Source organism: Nostoc sp. FACHB-888 (assembly GCF_014696655.1).
In the GTDB taxonomy this organism is placed as follows: domain Bacteria; phylum Cyanobacteriota; class Cyanobacteriia; order Cyanobacteriales; family Nostocaceae; genus Nostoc.
The window spans coordinates 1-18,004 of sequence record NZ_JACJQM010000095.1; the positions used below are offsets into that span (position 1 = coordinate 1).

Consider the following 18,004-nt stretch of genomic DNA (forward strand, 5'->3'; position numbering starts at 1 on the left):
GTCTTGCTCAGTCGTCAAGTCTATTTTTTATACAATCTTTTATGCTGATTTTCTGGAATTTGTCAAGTTTTATTTATACCAAATTAGATGAGCTTACCCTGGACCCAGAGCAGCTTAAGATTGATCAATTAGAAGGTCGAAATTGAGCTTTGATTCTCTGAGCGTTAATATCAATTCTTTGTAAACTTGCATACTTTGCGATTGCATCCAGCAAGACGATAAGTCCAAATACTCAATTCCCTTTAATAAACTCCCGAATCTCAACTGCTACAATCCCAGCACAAGATTCTGGTAAGTCATTTCCGGCATGGGCAATCATTTTCAACTCGACTTTCGGTATCAGTTGAGTATAAACCCGGCTCTTGGCTAAAGCATCTGGTGTATCTTGGCCACCTTGTAAAATAAAAACCGGCACATCTATCATGTAAAGCCGCTTTTGCACTAATTCCGCTTCAATTTCTGCTTGTCGCCTTTTGAAGAGTAACTGGCAAGCTATGGGGTAACGCAACAATTCCTGACGTAATTGCAAATCCTGGGCAATTTTTTCATACCAACCCAGAATTTTAGTGAAAGGAGTTAGCGATCGCAACAATTTAACCATTAGCGGTGGATAGCTTAGTAATCGCCGCATCTTCTGACAATACTCTTCTTGCCCTTGGATTTCTACGCCCTCTGGTGCTAACAGTATCACACCATCAACTTTCTCTGGATACTTTAAAGCATAGCTAGCAGCAACCCAACCCCCAAGAGAATGCCCTACTAAATATACTTTTTCTAGCTTGACAGCTTGCAAGAATTCAGCCAAACACTCTACTTGTAAATCTATCGAATGGTGGATATTCGGATTCTCTGACTCACCAAACCCTAATAAATCAAGTGCGAAGCAATGGAAATCTTGTGCAAGGGACTCCATCACAGATAACCATTGACTGCTCTCATTCCAAGCACCATGTAAAAAAATTATAGGAGTTTTTTCACCGACTTCACGCCAGAATATCAGCCCTTGAGAGAGCTTTATCCGGGAGTTACGGAATAGTGTATCCATTTTAATTTAGTTGTTAACTTTAAGCACCATAATAAATAGTCATTGGTCATTTGTCCTTTGTCATTTGTTTTGGAAAAATTTATTTTAAACAGAGAAGTCTGAGCCATCCGTAGAGAAGAGAGGCTAGAATTTTGGCGGCAAATGACAAAGAACTGATGACCAATGACCAATGACAAAGGACAAATGACTAATAATAAAATATTGTTATGCCAGTGTTGTCAAGCCATTCAAGTAGTCTTGCAACTGCCGAGTATGGTCATGAGACATCTGTTCTGAAGGTAGCGAATTGGGAGAGAAAGCTTGGATTTCCATGACTTCTAAAGTATCTTGAATTTCCATTGTCCCATGCACCTCGGCTTCAACCACAATACAAATTGAATGGATTCTGGGATCGCGGTCTGGTGCGGAGTAAACTCCTACCAAACGGTTAATTTTTACTAATTTTAGCCCAGTTTCCTCGATCAATTCCCGGCGGACTGTGTTGGGAATATCTTCTCCCCAATCAACCATGCCTCCAGGCAATGCCCAAAGTCCATCATCACGCCGACGGATCAGTACTATCCGGCCATCAGGTAAAATTGGGATGATACTAGTGCCAGTAATGGGATGACGAAATATGATGCCCAATACTGTTTGTCCAATACGCCATAAGCTACGTGTGGACTGGACAGCTGCCGGAAAAAAAGCAATAACGTTCAATCTTTCAAATTTTTGTATTGTATTCCCTAGTTCTCTACCACTTACATAAACTCAATTAAGGAAACTTTCACTGAGTTTTTTTATACAATAATGTTTGTGGATTGAGATTTTATTCTCACGATTTACGTAGAATATTTTTAATTCTAACATCAAGTTTTAATAGAAGTACTGTATTCCTATATACATAAAATTTGTTAGTTCAGAAAGTTTTTCAGTTTATAACTAACATTAGCGTTGCCCAAAGCAGCTAGCACTAATAGTTTTTCCGCACACATTAAGAAAAATAATCTGAATGATAAGTTAGAATCCAAAATTTAGAAGATAAAATAAGTGGAGTGTGAGACAGCCATCTAATTATTGGTAATCTTGATTAGTTTGTTCCAAGAACAACAACTAGTTAGCTAATTTACATCTGTTTGAGCAATTTGAATCTCATAAAAGGTATTATCCGTCTAGCTGGTAGGAATAATTCTAAAATATTATTGACAGAACAAGGCTAAATGCGGTAGACTAGTACACTGTTTAAAGCGTATTTATTGCTGCACTAGGTTACAAGTATATCAATAATATTGGTAACTGATATTGCCTATGTGATGCCTAGTTGCTACTTTTTTGTTGTTTATTAATGAGGTGAACATGGCCAAGCGCCGTAACCCGAAAAAAGAAAAGGCGCTACGGAACCAGGCGTATGCCAGAAAGTTTCGTAAACGAACTACGACAGGAAGAATGCAGAGAAGGTTCCAACAAAGACCACCAAAGAGTGAAGAAGAAGAAGGAGCAGCAGCAGCTGACACTGAATAAGCTGTCTGCTTAAATGCTTGTTATTTATTTTTTAGGGCGCACATTTGTACGCCCTTATTTATTTGGAGCATTGGGTATTGGGCCTTCTCCCTAGCCCCTGCCTCCTTTGCTTCTCCACTCCCCACTCCCTCTATTGATCCATTTGAGCGCGAGCGGCTATGAGTGCTTTGTTAACCTGTACAAAGCCGGTACCACCATAACTGTTGCGGGCTGCTACAACTTGACGGGGGGATATCGCCTCATAAATATCTGCTGCAAATGCCGGATGTAGTTGTTGCCACTCTTCCAATTCCAAATCTTTCAGGAGTTTACCTGCGGCAATACTAGTTTTTACCACCTTACCCACAAGGTTGTAAGCTTCCCGAAAGGGAACGCCCCGTGCTGCGAGATAATCTGCTACATCGGTAGCGTTGGAGAAATCTTCTGTTACAGCTTCTGCTAATCGCTGGGTACGAAATTCTAAACCTTCTCTGAGCAAAATTGTCATCGCTTCTAGAGAGGCTTTGATTGTATTAACGCTATCAAATAGACCTTCTTTATCTTCTTGCAGGTCTTTGTTATATGCCAGGGGTAGCCCTTTCATAATCACTAACATCGCCTGGAGATGACCGAATACACGCCCCGTTTTCCCGCGTACGAGTTCTGGTACATCGGGGTTTTTCTTTTGGGGCATGATACTGGAACCTGTGGCACAGCTATCTTTGAGGGTGACAAAGCGAAATTCTTCAGATGACCAAAGAATGACTTCTTCTGCAAGGCGGCTGAGGTGAACCATAATCAAGCTAGCAGCACACAAGAATTCGATCGCAAAATCGCGATCGCTCACTCCATCAAGGCTATTAGCATAAACATCGTCAAAATCCAAGAGTTTAGCTGTGTAATGGCGGTCAATAGGGAAAGTAGTTCCGGCTAAAGCCCCGCACCCTAAAGGTGAGATATTCACGCGGCGAGAAACATCTCCTAAGCGTTCCCAGTCGCGTTGTGCCATTTGAAAGTATGCCAATAAATGGTGAGCTAAACTCAGAGGTTGAGCGCGTTGTAGGTGAGTATAGCCAGGAATCAGGGTTTCAACGTGCTTTTCGGCAATATCCAGTAAAACCCCTTGAAATTCTCGCAATTCCCTTTTAATTTGTTGGATTTGGTCGCGGAGATAGAGTCTAGTGTCAGTACCAACTTGGTCATTACGCGATCGCGCTGTATGCACCTTTTTACCCACATCGCCGACAATTTCTGTTAGTCGTCGTTCAACTGCAAAATGTACATCTTCAGCATCGACACCAGGCTTAAATTTACCCTGTCGATGCTCTTGGCGAATTTGTTCTAAACCTGCAACCAGTTTCTCTCCTTCTTCTGAGGAGATAATGCCCGTGTGAGCAAGCATTTTGGCATGAGCTTGAGAACCAGTCAGGTCATATTCTATTAATTCAATATCAAAATTTATACTGGCATTAAAACGAGCGATCGCCGGATGCAACGCTGATTCAAACCTCTGGCTCCAAGTTTGTTCTTTGGTCATAAATATGAGGTAAATGGGCATCAATTTTGGATTTTAGATTGATGATTAATCTAAAATCCAAAATCCAAAATTACTTTAACCGTAGCTAGTTAAATTCCGAATCATATAACCAATAACTAAACCAATCAACAATGGCCACACTTGACCTGTTCGTATAAAATGGTTCCAAAATTTTTGCATCTGACCCATAAGGTCTGGGTCAGTAATTGTTTGCGCTACTAGTGCCGTCAAATTTACAGGCAAATGCCAATATAACTGAGATATCAAATCGCTGTAATGGCTCATATTTGGTAGTTAAGAGGTTGAGGGTGGCAAATCTCAGTATCAGTTTATTTTTCACATAAATCACTGATAATCTACTGAAATATTGGCTATAACTTTAATGTCTTAACTCAAGATCCAGCCGATGCCAACCGCAATTTCTCGGCAGTTCGCAAAATTTGCCCTGCTAACACTGCTGCACCAAAACCATTATCGATATTTACTACCCCTACTCCCGCAGCACAAGAGTTGAGCATTGTCAATAAAGGTGCTAGACCGCCAAAACTTGCGCCATAACCGATGCTGGTGGGTACGGCAATCACAGGACAACTCGCTAAACCAGCGACAACGCTGGGTAAAGCGCCTTCCATCCCCGCCACGACAATCAACACTGATGCTGATTCAATCAGGTGGCGGTTACTTAATAAGCGGTGAATTCCAGCGACACCAACATCCCAGAGACGCTGTACCCGAAAACCCGAAAGTTCAGCTGTGACAGCCGCTTCTTCAGCAACGGGTAAATCGGCCGTACCAGCAGAAAGAATGCCAATTTCACCTTGGAATTGTGGTTCGATGGTAAGGGGAGCGATCGCACAAATTCGTGCCGATTCGTAATATCGCAAACCGCTAACTTTTGATTGCAGTACAGTATAAACTGCTGGTTCAATGCGGGTTGCCATCACCACCGGGTTGCGGAGGCGCATCACTTCCATAATTTGAGCAATTTGATCGGGAGTCTTACCAGGGCCCCAAATCACCTCTGGGAAACCAGTTCTTAGCTGGCGATGATGGTCGATTTTGGCAAACTCACCCACGGATTCATAAGTTAAGTCTTTGAGTGAGTCTAATGCCGTATCTGGCGTAACTTTACCATTGGCAACCGCAACGAGTAGCGATCGCAAGGTTTTTTCATCGGTCATTTTTTATTTGTCCTTTGCTATTTGTCATTTGTGAATAACTAATGCCTCATGCCGCAATGACTAATGACCAATGACTAATAACTAATCGGTTACTTTTAGTTCGTAGAGGTTCCAGAATGGGCCACCAAGAGCAGTATATTGAATACCTTGGAAGCGATCGCGCACTGCTTGCAGATTCAACCTCTCTACTAAATGAATAAACGGCAACTGTTCTGAGGCGATGCGCTGATATTCATAATAAATTTCTTTGCGCTTGTTTTCATCCAATACCTGTGCGCCTTTAATGTAAAGGCTGTCAATTTCCTTTTCCCAGTCGGAAACTTCCCAGCCAATTATAGGTGGATCTCCCGGTTGTGGTCCTAAATTAAATGCGTGGGATGCACCGGCAACTCTCCAGATATTGCTAGCGCTGTGGGGTTCAATACCGCCTCCAGCAAATCCTCCCAGGTAACAATCCCAATTCTGCGTCACTTTGAGTTTTTCTAGATAGGAATTGAAGCTGAGAATTTGCAAATCTACTTGAATCCCAATATTAGCGAGATCCCGTCTGATTTGAGACGCCATATCTCCTCTAACTTTTCTTTCCGAATTCGTTAAAAGTGTAAATCTAACTCTGTTACCATCAGCATCTACAAGCTGATTTTGAGGATTATATTTAAATCCAGCTTGTAACAGTAATTTCTTAGATTTATCTGGTTCGTAATTATATACCCTTAATCCTTTTTCTGGAGGAAGAAAGTAGGGACTTTTAACATAAACAAATGAATTTTGCAGTTCACCCAGTCCCCGAAAAGCATTTATTTTCATGGTTTCGCGGTCGAGTGCATAAGCTATAGCCTGTCTGAATTCCTTTTTGTTAAACCACTTAGATTTAATTGGGTCAACGAAAGGTTTACCCTGAGAATTCTTAGCTTTACTCAGATTGAAAGCAATAAAAGTCGTACTTGTATCTGGGCCACCGTTATAAATTTCAAAATTTGCCCGTTTTTCTTCTCGCTTCAGCAAACTAAAACCTTCAGGAGCAACTTCTAAATCATCTAACTGACCAGAACGAAAACTAATCAACTGGTTTTCAGTAGATTCAATAATTTGCCAAACAATGCGCTCAATGTAAGGCTGAGGATTACCCTGAGCATCTTTGCGCCAGTAGTATGGATTGCGCCGAAATATAACTCGCTGGCTGGAAACGTAACTTTCCATGACATAGGGACCGTTACCAACAATTTGTTTCGGATCAGTGCCTGTTCCCCACATTGAGAGAAACTTAGGATTCCCATCAGTTCCAGTTGTGCGAATTCCTTCCTGTAGAGCATGGGCTGGCATAATTGGAATACCGCCTACATATCTTAAAAAAGGAGCAAACGGTTCTTGTATGCTAAATTCAACCCGACGCTCATCAATTTTTTTCACCTTTGGCAAAGTGCCTTTATCGCCAACTTTTAAAGCATCTTTAAGGGAGGTTGGTATTTTAGGATTAAGGTAAATTTCGTTATAAGTAAAGACAATATCATCAGTAGTCATTGGTTGACCATCTGACCACTTAATTCCTTCTCTTAGGGTAATTACAATCCGCTGACCATCTTCAGAAACTTCCCAGGCTTCTGCTAAACCAGGCTCTAATTTGGTGGTTAGGGGATTCTCATTAATCAATGAATCATAGATAAAGCCAAAAACGCTATATGCTGATTCATTTAGAGCATAATTAAAAGTTGCAGGTTCGCTCAAAACTGCGGTGACGATTTGCGGCACTTGAGCAGCTGCACTTTTGAAGTTAGATGGGTTGCAGGCGGCAAGTGTAAGTGCTGTTGCTGAAGTCAAAATTAATGGCAACCAAATACGTTTAATTGCCAGAAATATTTTGCTAAAAAATTTCATAATTTCAAATTTATTTCCATCCTAATCAGTCTTTAATGTCTTTATCAGGGGCTAAAAGAAAGCTATTCTGAAGCAACTAGCAAGACAACAGCATAAGCACATATACCTTCCTCGCGTCCAACAGGGCCTAATTTTTCGTTGGTAGTAGCCTTGATGCCAATTTGATTCGGTTCTAATTTTAAAACAGCCGCTAGTTTGTCGCGCATATTGTTAATATGCGGTTTTAATTTTGGACGTTCTGCTACTACTACCGAGTCAATATTTCCCACCTGCCAGCCTTGATCCCGAATCAGTTGATGTACTTGAGTTAATAGTACTAAACTATCTGCTCCCGCCCATTTGGGATCGCTAGGCGGAAAATAATGACCAATATCCCCCAAGGATAATGCCCCAAGCATGGCATCCATAATTGCGTGCGTTAACACATCAGCGTCACTGTGTCCTAATAAACCCAGTTCATGGGGAATTTGAATTCCACCTAAAATCAAAGCGCGATCGCTTACTAATTGGTGAATATCGTAGCCGTTACCAATACGAATTTTAGTCATTAGTCGTTAGTCATTAGTCGTTAGTCATTAGTCATTGGTCATTAGTCAGCATTTAGGAATTATTATTCTCCCCCTGCTTCCCCTGCTTCCATTTTTCCAAGAGATCAGGGCGGCGATCGCGAGTTTTTTGAATTTGTTGTTCGTAGCGCCACCGGGCGATCGCCGCGTGATTCCCACTGAGCAAGACATCAGGCACTTTTAAATCGCGAAAATTGGCAGGGCGAGTATATTGGGGATAGTCCAACAACCCTTCCTCAAAACTTTCTGCTGTCAAGGACTCCGTTTTGGCGACAGTTCCTGGTATTAGCCTCACTACACCGTTAATCAAAGCCATTGCTGGAATTTCCCCGCCAGTCAGAATAAAATCGCCTAAAGATACTTCACGAGTTACCAAATGCAGCACCCTCTCATCCACTCCTTCGTAATGTCCGCAAATAACTACTAACTGGTCATAATTTGTCACCAATTCTTTCAAAAGAGGTTGATTAATTGTTTGACCCTGTGGACTCATCAAAATTACTTCTCTTCGGGGTAGAGTTGGCAGCGACTCCACAGCCGTAAAAATCGGTTCTGGCTTCATTAGCATCCCCACACCCCCGCCATAGGGTTCATCATCCACCTTTCGGTGCTTGTCAGTGGTAAAGTCGCGCGGATTAACCAGATGCACTTCGGCAATCTGTTTGGCTAAGGCTTTACCCAGTAACCCAGAATTGAGAACAGAGTTAAAACAGTCAGGAAAAAGTGTAACTATATCAAAGCGCACAGTTATTCGTATTCGAGGACACTAATCTTAAATTTGGATGTCTAGCAAACACCGCCAAGCCGAGGTCGAGTCAAACTCCAGTTAAACTTTATCAATAGTATCTAAAACTACCAGACCTCTTGGATTTTAGATGGGATTAAAAGTTTTTCTAATTACTTAATTTATGTTTAAATGTTGTCACAACTACATTTAAATTAATAATCTTATCAAGTTAACAACTTCTAGGATGCATCGAGCCAGCCTCAGAAAAAAGCGTAGTCTTAACTGCTCGTCCCCAGCCGCACAGGGGGAATCTAGCCCCCTGAAGACTATTTTGCCCTGCTGCAAGTGGACAGGTGAAAAACAAGGCTTTGGCTTTGAGAAATGGGAATAAACACGTTTAGACTGAGGCAACGCGAGCGTTAAGCAAGAATTTGGAGAGTGGCTGACTCAGTTCCAAACTTCCAAAAAGTGTCCTCTCAAAAAAGCAAAGCGCAAAAATCATGGCTGCTTCTGAACCTTGTTAAATTCACCTGAAGTTGTTGACAGGAGAAACAAAATGCCGCAATTACAAGCTAAATCGCTAGAAATGAGGACACCCCAAGCAACTAAAACCGCCGTTCTGGTTATCGGAGGCGCAGAAGATAAAGTTCATGGGCGCGAAATCCTACGAACTTTTTTTGGACGTGCTGGTGCTAGTAAGGCTTATATTACAATTATTCCATCTGCCTCTCGCGAACCCGCCATCATTGGTGGCCGGTATATTCGCATTTTTGAAGAAATGGGTGCCCAGAAGGTAGAGATTTTAGACATCCGCGAACGGGAACAGTGTGAATCCTCCCAGATCAAAGCATCCTTAGAAGCCTGTAGTGGAGTATTTTTGACAGGAGGAGACCAGTTGCGTCTTTGTGGCGTATTGGCGGATACGCCAGCAATGGAAATTATTCGGCAGAGGGTGAGGGCGGGGCAACTTACCTTAGCAGGCACCAGTGCAGGGGCAGCAGTAATGGGGCATCACATGATTGCTGGCGGCGGTAGTGGAGAGTCGCCAAATCGTTCCCTGGTTGATATGGCAACGGGTTTAGGATTTATTCCTGAAGTAATCGTTGATCAACATTTTCATAACCGTAATCGCATGGGAAGGTTGATTAGTGCGATCGCAGCTCACCCCGATCGCTTAGGTATTGGCATTGATGAAGATACTTGTGCAGTGTTTGAACGTGATGGTTGGCTACAAGTTATGGGTAAAGGCAGTGTCACCATTGTTGATCCCACTGAAGCTACCCACACCAACGAACCCCATGTCGGTGCTAATGAACCATTAACCGTGCATAATTTACGTCTCCATATCCTCAGCTACGGCGATCGCTTCCACTTGTACCAGCGCACTGTATTGCCTGCTGTACACCGAATCTCCAGCTGACGGGATAGAGTATCTGAGGTTACACTGAGTTGACCACAAATTTTAGATTTTGGATTTTGGATTTTAGATTAAAAGAGCTTTTCGGCAGATGCCGACAAAAAGTAGGTGAAACAAATCTAAAAACCCCTCAATGACTCGTTGACGCTACGCGATCGTAAATCTAAAATTACCAGAGCTAAGTACCCTAATCGTCTCTTTTAATCCAAAATCATAAATCTAAAATCCAAAATCGGTTGACCGCACATTTATTTCTTGTTGTAGAAAAATGATGAGAATACTATGTAAAAAGAAAAAACTGTTTGCAACGAACAGTTTAGCGGTCAATTTCAGTAAGAAACTAGAATTTTGGTTCCGAATCTCCATCTACCTATTCCCATGAGAATCCTCAAGATCCAGACCTTACGCGGCCCAAACTATTGGAGCATTCGACGCCACAAACTGATCGTCATGCGCCTCGATTTAGAAACCCTTGGCGAGACGCCCTCGAATGAAATCCCTGGCTTTTATGAAGGATTAGTTGAGGCGCTGCCGAGTCTGGAGGGCCATTATTGTTCTCCTGGCTGTCGTGGTGGTTTTTTGATGCGAGTCAAAGAAGGCACTATGATTGGCCATATCGTGGAGCACGTAGCTTTAGAACTCCAGGAATTAGCTGGTATGCATGTCGGCTTTGGTCGCACCCGCGAAACTGCCACACCCGGAATTTACCAAGTAGTAATTGAGTATCAGAATGAGGAAGCGGGACGCTACGCTGGACGAGCTGCTGTGCGGCTGTGCCAAAGTATCGTTGATCGAGGCCGTTATCCCAAAGCAGAACTAGAGCAAGATATCCAAGACCTGAAAGACTTCACCCGTGATGCTTCCTTAGGCCCCTCCACTGAAGCGATCATCAAAGAAGCAGAAAAAAGAGGCATTCCCTGGATGTCTCTAGAAGCTCGCTTTTTGATTCAGCTCGGCTACGGCGTGAATCAGAAGCGGATGCAGGCCACGATGACGGATAACACCAGCATTCTAGGCGTAGAACTAGCTTGCGACAAAGAAGCCACTAAACGCATCCTCGCTGCTGCTGGTGCGCCAGTACCTAGAGGTACAGTGATCAACTTCTTAGACGATTTAGAGCAAGCCATTGAATACGTTGGCGGATATCCCATCGTCATCAAGCCACTCGATGGCAATCATGGACGTGGGATCACCATTGACATCAGAACTTGGGAAGAAGCTGAAGCAGGATACGAAGCTGCAAGACAAGTTTCCCGATCAATTATTGTTGAACGGTATTATGTTGGACGCGACCACAGAGTACTGGTGGTAAATGGCAAAGTAGTAGCAGTAGCCGAACGTGTCCCGGCTCATGTGATTGGCAATGGCAGATCCACTATCTCCGAACTGATTGAGGAAACAAACCTTGATCCAAATCGCGGTGAAGGACATGATAACGTCCTGACCAAGATTGAACTAGACCGCACCAGCTACCAACTATTAGAAAGACAAGGCTATACCCTAAATAGCGTTCCACCTAAAGGAACCATTTGTTATCTCAGAGCAACGGCAAACTTAAGTACAGGTGGTAGTGCCGTAGACCGTACTGATGAAATTCACCCAGAAAATTTGTGGTTGGCACAACGGGTAGTTAAGATTATCGGTTTGGATATCGCCGGACTCGATATCGTCACCACAGATATTAGCCGTCCTCTGCGGGAAGTGGATGGCGTGATTGTCGAAGTAAACGCTGCTCCTGGCTTTCGGATGCACGTTGCCCCAAGTGTCGGCATTCCCCGCAACGTTGCTGGCGCAGTAATGGATATGCTGTTTCCCAACGAGCAATCTAGCCAAATTCCCATCCTCAGCATCACTGGTACTAATGGTAAAACCACTACTACCCGACTACTAGCACATATTTATAAGCAGACGGGGAAAGTAGTAGGATATACTACAACAGATGGAACGTACATCGGTGATTACTTAGTAGAAGCTGGCGATAACACAGGCCCCCAAAGTGCCCACGTCATCCTCCAAGATCCCACAGTAGAAGTAGCGGTACTCGAAACGGCTCGTGGTGGTATTCTCCGCTCTGGATTGGGTTTTGAAGCCGCAAATGTGGGAGTGGTATTGAATGTAGCCGCCGACCACTTAGGAATAGGCGATATAGATACCATTGAGCAGTTAGCTAACCTCAAGAGTGTAGTAGCGGAAGCCGTATTCCCTGATGGCTATGCGGTACTTAACGCCGACGATCGCCGCGTTGCCGCCATGTCAGAAAAAACTAAGGCTAATATTGCTTACTTCACAATGAACCCCGACTCGGAATTGGTGCGAAAGCATATCCAAAAGGGCGGAGTAGCGGCAGTATATGAAAATGGCTATTTGTCAATTGTTAAAGGTGATTGGACACACCGTATAGAAAGAGCAGAAAATATACCTTTAACAATGGGCGGGCGCGCACCGTTTATGATTGCCAACGCTTTAGCAGCAAGTTTGGCAGCATTCGTGCAAAACGTCACAATTGAGCAAATTCGTGCTGGTTTGAAGACCTTCCGGGCTTCAGTTAGTCAAACACCAGGACGAATGAATCTATTTAATTTAGGCAACTACCACGCTTTAGTAGACTATGCCCATAACGCAGCTAGTTACGAAGCTGTAGGTTCCTTTGTTCGGAACTGGACTACAGGGCAACGGATTGGCGTAATTGGTGGGCCAGGCGATCGCCGTGATGAAGACTTTGTTACTTTGGGTAAATTAGCAGCGCAAATTTTTGATTACATCATCATCAAAGAAGACGATGACACACGGGGACGTTTACGGGGTTCAGCCGCCCAGTTGATTATTCAAGGCATCACCTCAGTTAAACCTGATAGCCGCTATGAATCAATTCTGGATGAAACCCAAGCGATAAATAAAGGCTTAGACATGGCTCCTGATAACAGTCTGGTGGTAATTTTGCCAGAAAGCGTTACTCGGGCTATTAAGTTAATTAAGCTGCGTGGTTTAGCTAAGGAAGAGACACATCAACAAAATACTGGCACAGCAATCATTGATTCTCAAAATGGAATCGCACCTTCATCTGTAGTTAATACACTACTTTAGTGAAAAGTCAAGGGTCTAAAGTTTAGTATTTAAAAGTTTTTGACCCTTGACTCTTGACTTTTATTTTTCTTGTTCTGGATTGGTATCATCACTAGGAGTTTTCATCTCCTCCTTAAAACCTCGTAGGGTTTTTCCCAGGGCAGTGCCCAGTTCGGGAATTTTTTTGGGCCCAAAAATTAAAATAGCGATTATCACAATTACACCCATTTCTGGCAATCCTAGTCCAAACATATAAATTTCCTCTAAGGCATCTGTAAGTGACATCCTCCCAACGCTCACCCGATTCGGGTAGAGCGTGGGCTTCCCTTCTTCACAGAAGAGATTTCCTGCTTCATTGGGGTTTCCAAGCAACCTTCCTCCACAGGCAGTATCACCGTCTGTCCAACGGCTACAATCCCTCGCTGCATCACCAGTTGAGCGGCAGCAACATCTCGGTCTGTTGTATATCTACATTCACTGCAATGATGCACCCGTTGGCTGAGTTTCTTCTTTCTAGTATGCGCCCCACACTGAGGGCAGGTCTGACTTGTCCCGTTAGGGTCAACTTTGGCGAAGTAGATACCACGCTTCCAAGACACCCATTTGAGAATATCCAAAAAACTGCCCCATGCAGCATCCAAGCAATGTTTTGCCAACATACCACGACTGGTCATTTTGAGGTTCAAATCCTCAGCAAAGATCATCCCGGCGATGTCGCAAAGCTTGTGAGCCGTCAAAAAGTGGAACTCACGTCGAATGTTATAGATGTGTTCATGGAGTGCGCGAATCTTAACTTGTACTTTCCGGTAGTTGGCAGAACCCTTTTTCTTATTTCTCAATTTGCGTTGCAGCCATCGAAGCTTGCTTTGCAAATCCACGAAAAATCGAGGGCGTTCTATCAGTTTTCCTGTCGATACAGCCAAGAACTTTTCCAATCCCAAATCAATCCCGATGGGTTCACCATGCGGCATTGGTTCGGGAACGGCAACATCGGATTGCAAAATCAGTTGAGCATACCAACCCGACGACTTGAAGACAACCCGCACTTGTTTGATCTCAAACCCGTCTGGAATAGGTCGATGCAGATTGATGGGCATTGCTCCAATCTTCGGCAGTTTGATTTCAAACCCATTTACTGGATTCGATTTGAACTGCGGAAATACAAACGAGCCATACTGACCAAACTTTTTGAAACGAGGAAATCCAAACCCTCTCTCTTGCATGAACTTGAACGACTTATCCAGTCGCTTCAGAGCATCTTGCAAGACTTGAGAATGAACTGCCTTCAGTTCTGGAATAACCTCTTTGGCTTTGGTCAGCGCATTTTGTTGTTTGTAGTAGTCGGGATATGGCGTGTCAGCAGGAATAATGTACTCCTGCTTGATGCTGCAAGCATTGACCAAGCATTTACGCGAATTTATCCAGTCTTTACGCTCTGCCAATGCATAGTTGTAAACGCGACGACATTGCTCCAACCAATCAAGCATCTGAGCTTCCTGGTCAAGTCCTGGATAAATTCGATAACTGTAGGTCAAATTCAACATACAGATATTCTAACGGATTTATTTCCTCTGTTAGAACTAATGGATATTGTGTCAATTTTCGGGGCAGACGCTCGAATACTCGCTACCACTTCTCGAACCCCTCAATCGACGCGGGGAGTCGATGTATCCCGACGCTCACCGTTCCGGTAGAGGGCAGGACTTATAGCCCCCCGAATCCCCCAATAGACATTGATGGCTCAAATGCCATAAGTTCGCCACTGATAAGCGCAACTAACTTTCCATTGGATTAGTAATTGGCAAACCTAACCAATTACTCAATTCATGAGCTAACCATTCAAGTTCTACTTCGGATTTAATACCGACATCATTTCCACCAATCTGATATTTTTGTACTCCTGAGCAAATATATAATTGTGCTGGAACGGCAACTCTAGTGCCTTCAGAGTCTTTAGTAAAGTGTTTTGGAATATAAACCACCTTGGTTATACTTTGCCTTGGTGATGGCCGGGGACGCTCAAATTTCCAAGCAAACAACTCCCACCTTAAGGCAATTTTTTCTAAATCCAGGCGTAAAGAAACGCGTCCAAACAAATTAAAGAAAAATTTATACAGCATCATAAAGCCAGCACCCCAAAAAGGAAGTGAGAATAAGGCAAAAGGGATGTTGACAGGGAAAGGGGCCGAGAGAGCGCCAATTGTCCAAAACAGGATAAATGAATTCCAGACGATCGCAAATAAACCTGTGAATACTATTGATGGTTCAAAACCAGTTGGGGGAACGATAATTTCTAGATAATCACCATTTTTGGTTAATTGAATCTTACTCCCGTCTGGTTTGCTAGCAACCAAAGCAGATAAGTTTTTCTGTTGTGGTTTGTCTAAAGCTGCGATTGCTTGGGTAGCAGAACTCAAACGCCGTTCTAAACTGGGTTCAATCATCCACTTTAGCCAATTGCTAAAGCTGGGACTCACATTAGCCGCTTGTTCAAACTGAATGCGAAAGTCCTTTTGAGGTAAATCGGCTGGGTGACTACCCGTCATTAAATAAATTAAGGTTGCGCCTAAACTATAAAGGTCAGAAGCTGCAACAGTGCGTCCCCCAAATTGCTCTGGTGGCATATAGCCATAGGTTCCTACCACAGTTCTTGTCCCGGTTTCTGTGGCGAGAACTGTCTGAACTGAGCCAAAATCTACCAAATAAACTTGACCAACACTATTCCCAGAACGCTCCCCCAATAAAATATTGCTAGGCTTAATATCACGGTGGATTACAGGCGGATATAACCCATGTAGGTAAATAAGAATTTCTAAAACCGCTTTGGCTATCTGTTTGACTTCAGCTTCTGTAAAAGTTCGCCCAGTTTGTAAGTATTGCTCTAAAGTTTGGGCAGGGATATAAGTTTGTACCAGGGCAAATCCCTTGATGGTTGGTAAATTTACCTCAAAATAGTTTAAATACTGAGGAATTAAGGGATGTGACAAAGATTTTAAAGTTTCAGCTTCCCGCTCAAACAACTTGAGCGAATCCCATTCAAAGTCACCACCAAAAGAGAGTAACTTAATGACAACTAATTCCTGAGTTTTCAAATCACGAGCTAACAACGTTTGCCGCCCTGCTTTTTTTCCTAATAGCTGCTGAACTTCGTAGCGTTCGCCTAATATTTCGCCGATCATTATGGTTTCTTATAATGCTACGGTTGAAAAGTTTTTAGAGCTTATAGCTTTTAAATTTGGCAAATCTATATCTTTAGTATAATTGCGTAGTTCTATGCCCTCCCAACTTTGGCCTTATATTACCCCTGGTATTCCCGATGAATTGTTTGAAAATTTGCCAGGAATCCCCCTGAGCCAGCGAGAAGTCAGACTACTATTGATTGCCCAACTGCGGCTAAAATCAGATTCTGTATTGTGGGATATTGGCGCAGGGACAGGTACAATTCCGGTAGAGGTGGGGCTACTATGTCCAAAAGGAAAGATTATCGCTATAGAAAGGGATGAAGAAGTAGCTAATCTGATCAAGCGTAACTGCGATCGCTTTGATGTGAAAAACGTCGAAGTAATTGAAGGTAGCGCCCCAGAGTGTTTACACGATTTGAAAGTTACCCCTCACCGTGTTTGTATCGAGGGAGGACGCCCTATTCAGGAAATTCTACAAGCAGCTTGGCATTATTTGCCGCCATCCGGTCGGGTTGTAGCCACAGCTGCTAATCTAGAAAGTCTGTATGCTATTTCCCAGAGCTTTTCTCTATTAAGGGCTAGAAATATCGAAGTCGTCCAGTCTGCGGTTAACCGCTTAGAGACACGTGGCTTTTCTCAAACCTTTACCGCCGTTGATCCAATTTTTATCCTCAGTGGTGAGAAACTTGATTAGGGAATGGGGCATGGGGCATAGGGCATTGCAAGAGACGGCAAGGGAAGGGGGGAAACAGAGATAAGGAAGTTAGGGGGAGCAGGGGAAGCAGGAGAAGAAAGAATAACTAATTAATTAATAAATGCCCAATTCCCAATGCCCCATGCCCCATGCCCAATGCCCAATGCCCAATGCCCAATGCCCCATATTTAATACTTCTATGCCTTGGTCTCGGATTATTAGTGGAATTGTTGCGATCGCTCTTGCTCTTTCTGTGACCCTTTTGGGGGGTTGGTACTTTACCATCATGTTTGCGGTTGTCATCTTTTTGGGTCAACAGGAATATTTTAATTTGGTGCGAGCCAGAGGCATCGCTCCTGCTGCTAAAACGACTATGGCTGTCAGCCAAGTTCTGCTGGGAATTTGTACCCTTGATGGCAGTTTAGCTGATGCTGTGATGCCAATAGCTGGCACACTTATTTGTTTTTATCTACTGTTTCAGCCCAAATTTGCCACGATCGCTGATGTTTCCGCTTCTATTATGGGGCTATTTTACGTAGGTTATTTGCCAAGTTACTGGGTGCGATTACGAGCAATTGATAGTGCTGCTTTTAGCAATCTCCCTTTCGGAGGTTACTGGCCCCCAACCTGGACAGATTTCTGGGAAAAGGCAAATTCTGCTTCTTTATCACAAGGTTTTACAGCAACACTGTTGACTTTTTTGTGTATTTGGGCAGCCGATATTGGTGCTTACACCATTGGCAAATTCTTTGGGAAAACCCGTCTGTCTGACATTAGCCCGAAAAAAACTGTAGAAGGGGCTGTTTTTGGCATTACTTCAAGTGTTGCTGTAGCCATAGCAGGAGCCTATTATCTGCACTTGCCCAGATCCCCCATCACGGGTTTAGCATTGGGTTTACTAATTGGTATTGCTAGTCTTTTAGGGGATCTTACCGAGTCTATGCTCAAGCGAGATGCTGGAGTCAAAGATTCTGGGCAGTTAATCCCCGGACATGGTGGTATTTTAGACCGTACTGATAGTTATATTTTCACAGCACCTTTGGTTTACTATTTTGTGACATTACTGTTACCGCTACTATAGCGATTTTAGAGGCTGTTTGAAAAGTTTGGGGGGGTAAAATTTTATGCTAATCGTCTTACCATGATCCGGATCATGGCAAGGTAGATAAACGTCTCCGATGTTTCCGGTAATAACTCATAGTCTCTGGCCAATCGCCGACAGCCCATTAGCCACCCAA

General features: G+C 43.3%; 17 protein-coding genes. 5 read left to right on the top strand and 12 right to left on the bottom strand.

The annotated features are described in order from the left end of the window. Window positions 1-232: 232 nt before the first annotated feature. Entirely contained in the window at window positions 233-1,045 is an 813-nt protein-coding gene (locus tag H6G26_RS30425; protein WP_190734198.1) for an alpha/beta hydrolase, read from the bottom strand. Between the two features lie 204 nt (window positions 1,046-1,249). Then, window positions 1,250-1,744 (bottom strand): NUDIX hydrolase, encoded by a 495-nt coding sequence (locus H6G26_RS30430; RefSeq protein WP_190734200.1) that lies wholly within the window; start codon window positions 1,742-1,744, stop codon window positions 1,250-1,252. Between the two features lie 636 nt (window positions 1,745-2,380). Here H6G26_RS30430 and H6G26_RS30435 point away from each other — a divergent pair. Then, window positions 2,381-2,545, top strand: a complete 165-nt coding sequence (locus H6G26_RS30435; protein WP_167407613.1) for a hypothetical protein — start codon at window positions 2,381-2,383, stop codon at window positions 2,543-2,545. A 130-nt stretch (window positions 2,546-2,675) separates the two neighbouring features. Here H6G26_RS30435 and argH read toward each other — a convergent pair whose 3' ends face one another. From argH to trmD, 6 genes are all read right to left on the bottom strand, one after another. Further along, window positions 2,676-4,061, bottom strand: coding sequence for an argininosuccinate lyase (argH, locus tag H6G26_RS30440; protein ID WP_190734201.1), 1,386 nt, complete (start codon window positions 4,059-4,061; stop codon window positions 2,676-2,678). A gap of 75 nt (window positions 4,062-4,136) precedes the next feature. Further along, entirely contained in the window at window positions 4,137-4,346 is a 210-nt protein-coding gene (locus H6G26_RS30445; protein WP_190734203.1) for a hypothetical protein, read from the bottom strand. A 107-nt stretch (window positions 4,347-4,453) separates the two neighbouring features. Continuing rightward, window positions 4,454-5,242 (bottom strand): nickel pincer cofactor biosynthesis protein LarB, encoded by a 789-nt coding sequence (larB, locus tag H6G26_RS30450; protein WP_190734212.1) that lies wholly within the window; start codon window positions 5,240-5,242, stop codon window positions 4,454-4,456. Window positions 5,243-5,323: 81 nt separating this feature from the next. Then, the gene (locus H6G26_RS30455; protein ID WP_190734214.1) at window positions 5,324-7,117 is read right to left on the bottom strand and encodes an ABC transporter substrate-binding protein; all 1,794 of its coding nucleotides are present in this window, start codon (window positions 7,115-7,117) and stop codon (window positions 5,324-5,326) included. Between the two features lie 62 nt (window positions 7,118-7,179). After that, window positions 7,180-7,665, bottom strand: a complete 486-nt coding sequence (ispF, locus tag H6G26_RS30460; RefSeq protein WP_190734216.1) for a 2-C-methyl-D-erythritol 2,4-cyclodiphosphate synthase — start codon at window positions 7,663-7,665, stop codon at window positions 7,180-7,182. A 52-nt stretch (window positions 7,666-7,717) separates the two neighbouring features. After that, on the bottom strand, window positions 7,718-8,428 hold the full coding sequence (trmD, locus tag H6G26_RS30465; protein WP_190734218.1) for a tRNA (guanosine(37)-N1)-methyltransferase TrmD: 711 nt from the start codon (window positions 8,426-8,428) through the stop codon (window positions 7,718-7,720). Window positions 8,429-8,966: 538 nt separating this feature from the next. On the opposite strand from trmD, the gene H6G26_RS30470 reads away from it, so the two are divergent. Beyond that, a complete protein-coding gene (locus H6G26_RS30470) occupies window positions 8,967-9,830 on the top strand; it encodes a cyanophycinase (RefSeq protein WP_100898664.1) in 864 nt (287 codons plus the stop codon). A gap of 375 nt (window positions 9,831-10,205) precedes the next feature. After that, window positions 10,206-12,911 carry a cyanophycin synthetase gene (cphA, locus tag H6G26_RS30475; protein WP_190734225.1) on the top strand — a complete coding sequence of 902 codons (2,706 nt, stop codon included), beginning with the start codon at window positions 10,206-10,208 and terminating at the stop codon, window positions 12,909-12,911. A 60-nt stretch (window positions 12,912-12,971) separates the two neighbouring features. On the opposite strand, the gene tatA is transcribed toward cphA, so the two are convergent. From tatA to H6G26_RS30490, 3 genes are all read right to left on the bottom strand, one after another. Next, window positions 12,972-13,142 (bottom strand): twin-arginine translocase TatA/TatE family subunit, encoded by a 171-nt coding sequence (gene tatA / locus H6G26_RS30480; protein WP_190734227.1) that lies wholly within the window; start codon window positions 13,140-13,142, stop codon window positions 12,972-12,974. Window positions 13,143-13,186: 44 nt separating this feature from the next. Beyond that, entirely contained in the window at window positions 13,187-14,434 is a 1,248-nt protein-coding gene (locus tag H6G26_RS30485) for an RNA-guided endonuclease TnpB family protein (RefSeq protein WP_190734220.1), read from the bottom strand. 231 nt (window positions 14,435-14,665) lie between these two features. Beyond that, window positions 14,666-16,069, bottom strand: a complete 1,404-nt coding sequence (locus H6G26_RS30490) for a serine/threonine-protein kinase (RefSeq protein ID WP_190734221.1) — start codon at window positions 16,067-16,069, stop codon at window positions 14,666-14,668. A 94-nt stretch (window positions 16,070-16,163) separates the two neighbouring features. On the opposite strand from H6G26_RS30490, the gene cbiT reads away from it, so the two are divergent. Continuing rightward, complete coding sequence (gene cbiT / locus H6G26_RS30495) at window positions 16,164-16,766, top strand: precorrin-6Y C5,15-methyltransferase subunit CbiT (RefSeq protein WP_190734223.1); 603 nt, start codon at window positions 16,164-16,166, stop codon at window positions 16,764-16,766. A gap of 199 nt (window positions 16,767-16,965) precedes the next feature. Further along, window positions 16,966-17,847 (top strand): phosphatidate cytidylyltransferase, encoded by an 882-nt coding sequence (locus H6G26_RS30500; RefSeq protein WP_190734229.1) that lies wholly within the window; start codon window positions 16,966-16,968, stop codon window positions 17,845-17,847. 41 nt (window positions 17,848-17,888) lie between these two features. On the opposite strand, the gene H6G26_RS30505 is transcribed toward H6G26_RS30500, so the two are convergent. Continuing rightward, on the bottom strand, window positions 17,889-18,004 hold a 116-nt coding region (locus H6G26_RS30505; RefSeq protein WP_190727979.1), incomplete at its 5' end, for a transposase.